Annotated in this window: 6 protein-coding genes; all 6 read right to left on the bottom strand. The window is 36.4% G+C overall.

The annotated features are described in order from the left end of the window. The coding region (locus tag DRF59_RS20575) for an ammonium transporter (RefSeq protein WP_133297278.1) at positions 1–1,114 on the bottom strand (1,114 nt) is incomplete at its 3' end. A 90-nt stretch (positions 1,115–1,204) separates the two neighbouring features. Further along, positions 1,205–1,867: an alpha/beta hydrolase gene (locus tag DRF59_RS20570; RefSeq protein ID WP_115964478.1), complete on the bottom strand. Its 663-nt coding sequence runs from the start codon at positions 1,865–1,867 to the stop codon at positions 1,205–1,207. 143 nt (positions 1,868–2,010) lie between these two features. Further along, entirely contained in the window at positions 2,011–2,640 is a 630-nt protein-coding gene (locus tag DRF59_RS20565; protein WP_115964477.1) for a YceI family protein, read from the bottom strand. Between the two features lie 78 nt (positions 2,641–2,718). After that, positions 2,719–3,285 (bottom strand): YceI family protein, encoded by a 567-nt coding sequence (locus DRF59_RS20560; protein ID WP_115964475.1) that lies wholly within the window; start codon positions 3,283–3,285, stop codon positions 2,719–2,721. A 142-nt stretch (positions 3,286–3,427) separates the two neighbouring features. Next, positions 3,428–4,477, bottom strand: coding sequence for a glucokinase (locus DRF59_RS20555; protein WP_115964473.1), 1,050 nt, complete (start codon positions 4,475–4,477; stop codon positions 3,428–3,430). A 114-nt stretch (positions 4,478–4,591) separates the two neighbouring features. Beyond that, entirely contained in the window at positions 4,592–5,155 is a 564-nt protein-coding gene (locus DRF59_RS20550; RefSeq protein ID WP_115964471.1) for a hypothetical protein, read from the bottom strand. Positions 5,156–5,480: the final 325 nt, after the last annotated feature.

Below are 5,480 nucleotides of genomic sequence, written 5' to 3'. Positions count from 1 at the left end.
CCATGATCCCTCCCACCCCATGACAGGCAAAAACATCCAGGGTGTCATCTATCCTGTTTAAAGCTTTCCAGTTGACCATCAGGTTAGAAACAACTGCAGAAATAAATCCTATAAAGAGACTTTCCTGAATGCTGACAAACCCACATCCGGGAGTAATTGCCACCAGTCCCACTACTGCACCGATGCAAGCCCCTAAAGCGGATACACTCCGCCCGTTGATCCGGTCAAAAAAAATCCAGGTCATCATGGCAGAAGCAGAAGCAATGGTAGTGGTTCCAAAGGCAGTTGCTGCAGAACCAGAAGCACTCAAAGCAGACCCGGCATTAAACCCAAACCAGCCAAACCACAGCATTCCTGTTCCCAAAAGCACATATGGGATATTGGAAGGCTGGTGATGCGGATTTTTTCTTCTTCCCAAAACAAGGGCACCGGCAAGGGCAGCAAAACCAGCACTCATATGCACTACTGTACCTCCGGCAAAATCTTTTACTCCAAAATACTTATTCAAAAGCCCGTCAGGATGCCATACCATATGGCAAAGCGGCGTATAAATAAAAATACTGAACAATACCATGAATAAAAGATAGGATATAAAGCGAACCCTTTCGGCAAAAGATCCTGTTATAATAGCTGGGGTAATTACAGCAAATTTCATCTGAAACAATGCAAAAAGAATAAATGGAATGGTAGATGCCATCATTTTATGAGGTAATACCCCAACACCACTGAAGAACGGATAACTGAGAGGATTACCGATAATTCCATAATGATTGCCATTCATATTGAAACCTAAAGACTCTCCGAAAGACAAAGAAAACCCAATTACCACCCATACCATGGAAATCACTCCTAAAGCAATAAAACTCTGAAGCATAGTAGAAATTACATTTTTCTTTCCAACCATTCCTCCATAAAAAAAGGACAGTCCGGGAGTCATCAGCAGTACAAGACCGGCAGCAGCCAGAATCCAGGCTACGTCAGCCCCTACAATTTTATCTTCACTGAGAAACTCTCCGGTATCGGGCAGATTCACAGCAGGAGTCCAGAACAGTCCTCCGCATGCAACCAGAGCTATTACCACAAACGAAACAATCCATTTCAGTCCTACTTTCATAAAATTTTATATTTAACCCTATCAAATTTAAATATAAAATTTCAAAAATAATACATTTTAAATAAAATACCCTGTAAAAAAAACAGGGTATTACACAATATTTATTTTTTCTTCAGCAAACACTTCACTTAATATTTGAGAAACTTCCTTATATTTTGTAGCAGGAAACAGATGGGTACCTCCCTTAATGATATAATCCGGTTTGGAATACCGTATAGGGAAAACAATATCCTTATCTCCCAATATCTGGATTACATTCGGGTTTTCTTTAAACTTCCATTCTGAAACCTTTTCCACAGACCATTTCAGATAATAGGGATCCCTTACCCTGAAATATTGAAGAAGCCTTGGATTTTTAGGATCAAAGAGTTTTCTTACTACTGCATATACATGGGCTGCTTTATCATTAAACAGGCTTACAGGCAGCATCCGCGGGATTTTAGTTACTTCACCTGTCTTTATAAATCTGGATTTTTCTTTGTCTGATTTTATACTTCCCAGGATCACTACTTTCTCAGCAGGCTTTATCTGATTTATTTCCTGTACCACAATTCCACCAAACGAATAGCCCAGTAAACAGAAAGGTTCGGAATCATCTATTTTTTCAGCCATTCTTTTGACATAAGCAGGGAAAGGTTCATTTTTTTCAGGGATCAGCCAATCTATAAAAACCGGTTCACAGTGTTCAGGAAACTCTAATCTCTCAAGTACTTTAAAATCTGCTCCGAGACCGCTTACAATATAAATTTTCATAGAACTAATTTATTAAAAAATCCGGAAAAAGAAATAGAGCCTATACTGAAAAGCAACCATAATACGGCTATTTCTAAATTACAAAAAACAAAAGCAGTTCGTGAGAACTGCTTTTGTTTTTTATTATCAATATACATTTAATCTTATTTCTTTTTCTTTACGGGAATCCTGTTCTCGTTATCCAGCTTTTCTGTAGACACACGGAACTGGATATCCATTTCATTCTTAATGAAATAGTCTTTTAAGGAAGACTGATAGAATACTTTAAAGTCTCTTCTGTTCAAAGAGAACTTTGCTGACTCAATGACTACAGTAAACTGAGTTACATATACATTGGCAGGAAAAGAGATCGTTTTTCTCACCCCTTTAATAGTAAGGTCACCATATACTGTAGAATTATATTCACTGTTTGCCAAAGGAATAATTTTAGTCAGGTGGAATTTTGCAACCGGGAATTTTTTCACTTCAAAGAAGTTGGTGCTTTTCAGGTCATCTGTCAGTTTGATCTGATCTTCATCCGAAACATCTCCGGCCATAATACTTCTCATATCTATCACAAACTCTCCATCCACCAGAACCGTTTTATCAAAGTTGAATTTTCCACTCTTCAGCTTTACCGTTCCTGAATGGGAAGAAGCCTCCGTCTTAACAACCTTATATCCCCACCATCTGATCTCTGATGAAGTCACTTTTGAAACTTTATCAAATTTTCTCTGAGCAGAAACAAATGACATGCTTACGCACACCATAGCAAACAATAGTAATCTTTTCATTCTTTTTTATTTACAATTCAACAAAAATAAAAAAAAGTGTAGAACTTCTACACTTTTAACAATATTTTTTTGATTAATTTATTGAGCAGTAACCTTTACAAGCATATCAATATCATCTTTCACAAAAACATCCTGCATCGTTGACTTATATGCTACATCAAATTTCTGTCTGTCGAAAGAGAATTTATTTGATACTAAACTTACAACTCCTTTACTGTAAGAAATCTTTGCCGGGAAAGTAACCGGATTGGTTTTTCCTTTTACCGTAAGGTTTCCTGTTACCAGGGAATTATAGATTTTATCATTATTTTTCTTTACAGAAGTAATTTTGAAAGTAGCAGTAGGAAATTTTTCAACTTCAAAGAAATCACCATTCTTAAGGTGTCCGTTTAATTTTTGCTGATATTCTCCTGAAAGATCCGTTGCGTTGATTGAGGTCATATCCAATACGAAGCTTCCCCCTACCAGCTGATTCCCTTTCATTACCATATCCCCGGATTTTACTTTTACTGTACCATCATGAGAGCTTGCTTCAGATTTTGCCACTTTGTATCCCCACCAGTGAACATCAGAAGCGACTACTTTTTTTGATTGTCCGAAAGCCAGACCGCCGGCTAAAACTGCTAATAAAAATATTTTTTTCATTGAATAAATTATTTATTTTTTTGATAGCACAAAGGTAACCATCCTGTCCGATAGATTTCATTGATGTATATCAAGAAAAACAATTATTTTTATGAATAATATCATCAAAAAAAAACTCCGAAATGATTTCGGAGCTAAGTTTTTATTCCTGATAGTAGGCAGTATATAATGCTACCCCCTTCAATGCTGTATGATTTTGCTTGACCAGATAGATTGGAATATTTTTCAGCATTTCTTCCATTTTATCACTGATCTTAAACTTTTCATAGAATTTAGCCTTATCAATATAAGCTCTGACCATCTGAGGAATATCCCCGGCAATCAGCAGCCCTCCGGTTGCTTTTACCTTCAGAGTTAAGTTATTGGCTTCTCTGGCAAGAAATTCCAGGAATGTATCCAATGCAATTTTACAGATCAGTACATTATCTTCTACAGCCGCTTTGTAAAGCTCCTCTACAAAATCACCTCCTGAAAGACGCTCAGCCAGCCATTCCGGCTCAGGGTGTCTTTTTACATCTCTTAAGAACCTGTAGATATTAAACAGTCCGGATTTTGATAATACATTTTCCCAGCTTACAATTCCGTAAATATTATTCAGGAACTGGTAAAATTCAACTTCTACATTCGTTCGGGGTGAAAACTCTGAATGGCCTCCTTCTGTAGCAAATGGCCTCAGATACTTTCCGTCAAAGAAATATCCTGCTTCACCAAGCCCGTTTCCAGGAGCAAGGATGGCTACATTTCCTTTTTCGAGATGACCACTTGTATAAATCGCTTCAAGATCGTTGTCTTCAAGGAGAGCCATTCCGTACGCAGAAGCTTCCAGGTCATTCAGCATATTTACTTTCTCAAACCCGAAATCCCTTGTATATTCTTCAATATCTAAAGTCCATCCTAATCTTGCAGGACTACTTTTTCCGTCAAGTACCGGACCCGGTACAGCCATTCCAAGACGTTTTACATTTTCCAGCTGATTATCTTGAATAAACTTCCTTAAAATATCAGTAAAAGAAGTATATTCTTTTGTTGAATATGTATTTTGGATTTTTATCTCAAGACTTCCGTTACTGGAAACAAAATGGCCTAAGATGGTCATATCTTCACGGAGGCTCGCTCCAATGATAGAAACATTATCATTATTACTGTTCTCTACTCCTGGTAAATAAAGTGGAAATTTTGGATTCAGAATCATAACCTCAAATTTTACCAAATATAATAATTGTTTTTCGTAAATCCTGCAGGGAAGAAAAAAACCTTTTCACTTTCGTGAAAAGGTTTGGTTAATAATTGTTTATATTAAATCTAACTACTTTCCTAATGGAATATTATAACCGAAGCCTACTCCGATATTCCCCACATTATAGTCCTGACCTGGTAAATCTCCTTTAGTCCCTACAAAAACCTTCTGGTATTGTACGAAGAAGTTCCAGTCTCTGTTGTGGTATCCGATCTCCGGTTTAAGGTAAAAACCTCCGCTTGCTCTTTCTACATTGGTATTGGACGCTACTGTTTTATCTCCAACAAGGAAACCATATCCAAGGTCTGTTCCGAAATAGAATCCTGTTTGTTTAGGGTAAATTCTTACTAAGGCCGCTACAGGTATTACACCTACATCATTGTTTTTATAACCATTGTTATCTTTTCCGAAATAATGACTGTATCCTGATGCAATACCTAATCCAAATCCTGGAGTAATAAGATTCTGATAAGAAACATCTACCCCTACGGCAGCGGAAAGATTATCTGCGGGAACTGCTAAACCAACATTTGCGCCCACTTTGATCATATTGTTCATTTTTGAATCCTGTGCGCTTGCTATTCCTGCTGTTAAAATACCAGCCAGCAATATTGCCTGTTTAAACATTTTCATAACTCTAATTTTAAATTTTTACTAAACAATACGATGTAAAAATCATGCCAAGGAGGCTTTTTAATCAGGCATCAACACACAAACAATACATAAAACAATGACTAACAGAATGTTATAATTATTAAAATTTAAATAATTGTTTAACAAAATTTATGAAAAAGATTCTTAAAATGTGAATTAATGCAAATGTGATATCAAAATAGAATCAATTAAGAAGTTCCGAACCATGACTAGTCCTGAAAATCTGATACAGATTTAAGTACAAAAATAAATAATTAAACCAGAGTAATTTTACTATTACTTTGGTTTTTGTTTTTATAGGTTT

The sequence above is a fragment of the Chryseobacterium flavum genome, assembly GCF_003385595.1.
GTDB lineage: Bacteria > Bacteroidota > Bacteroidia > Flavobacteriales > Weeksellaceae > Chryseobacterium > Chryseobacterium flavum.
Note: the sequence above shows the minus strand (reverse complement) of the source record. Positions and strands in the feature narration are given on the sequence as shown.

Bases quoted from the DNA above. Each gene is read 5' to 3' on its own strand.
- DRF59_RS20565 (WP_115964477.1), bottom strand. From the start codon at position 2,640: ATGAAAAGATTACTATTGTTTGCTATGGTGTGCGTAAGCATGTCATTT.
- DRF59_RS20570 (WP_115964478.1), bottom strand. From the start codon at position 1,867: ATGAAAATTTATATTGTAAGCGGTCTCGGAGCAGATTTTAAAGTACTT.
- DRF59_RS20555 (WP_115964473.1), bottom strand. From the start codon at position 4,477: ATGATTCTGAATCCAAAATTTCCACTTTATTTACCAGGAGTAGAGAAC.
- DRF59_RS20560 (WP_115964475.1), bottom strand. From the start codon at position 3,285: ATGAAAAAAATATTTTTATTAGCAGTTTTAGCCGGCGGTCTGGCTTTC.
- DRF59_RS20550 (WP_115964471.1), bottom strand. From the start codon at position 5,155: ATGAAAATGTTTAAACAGGCAATATTGCTGGCTGGTATTTTAACAGCA.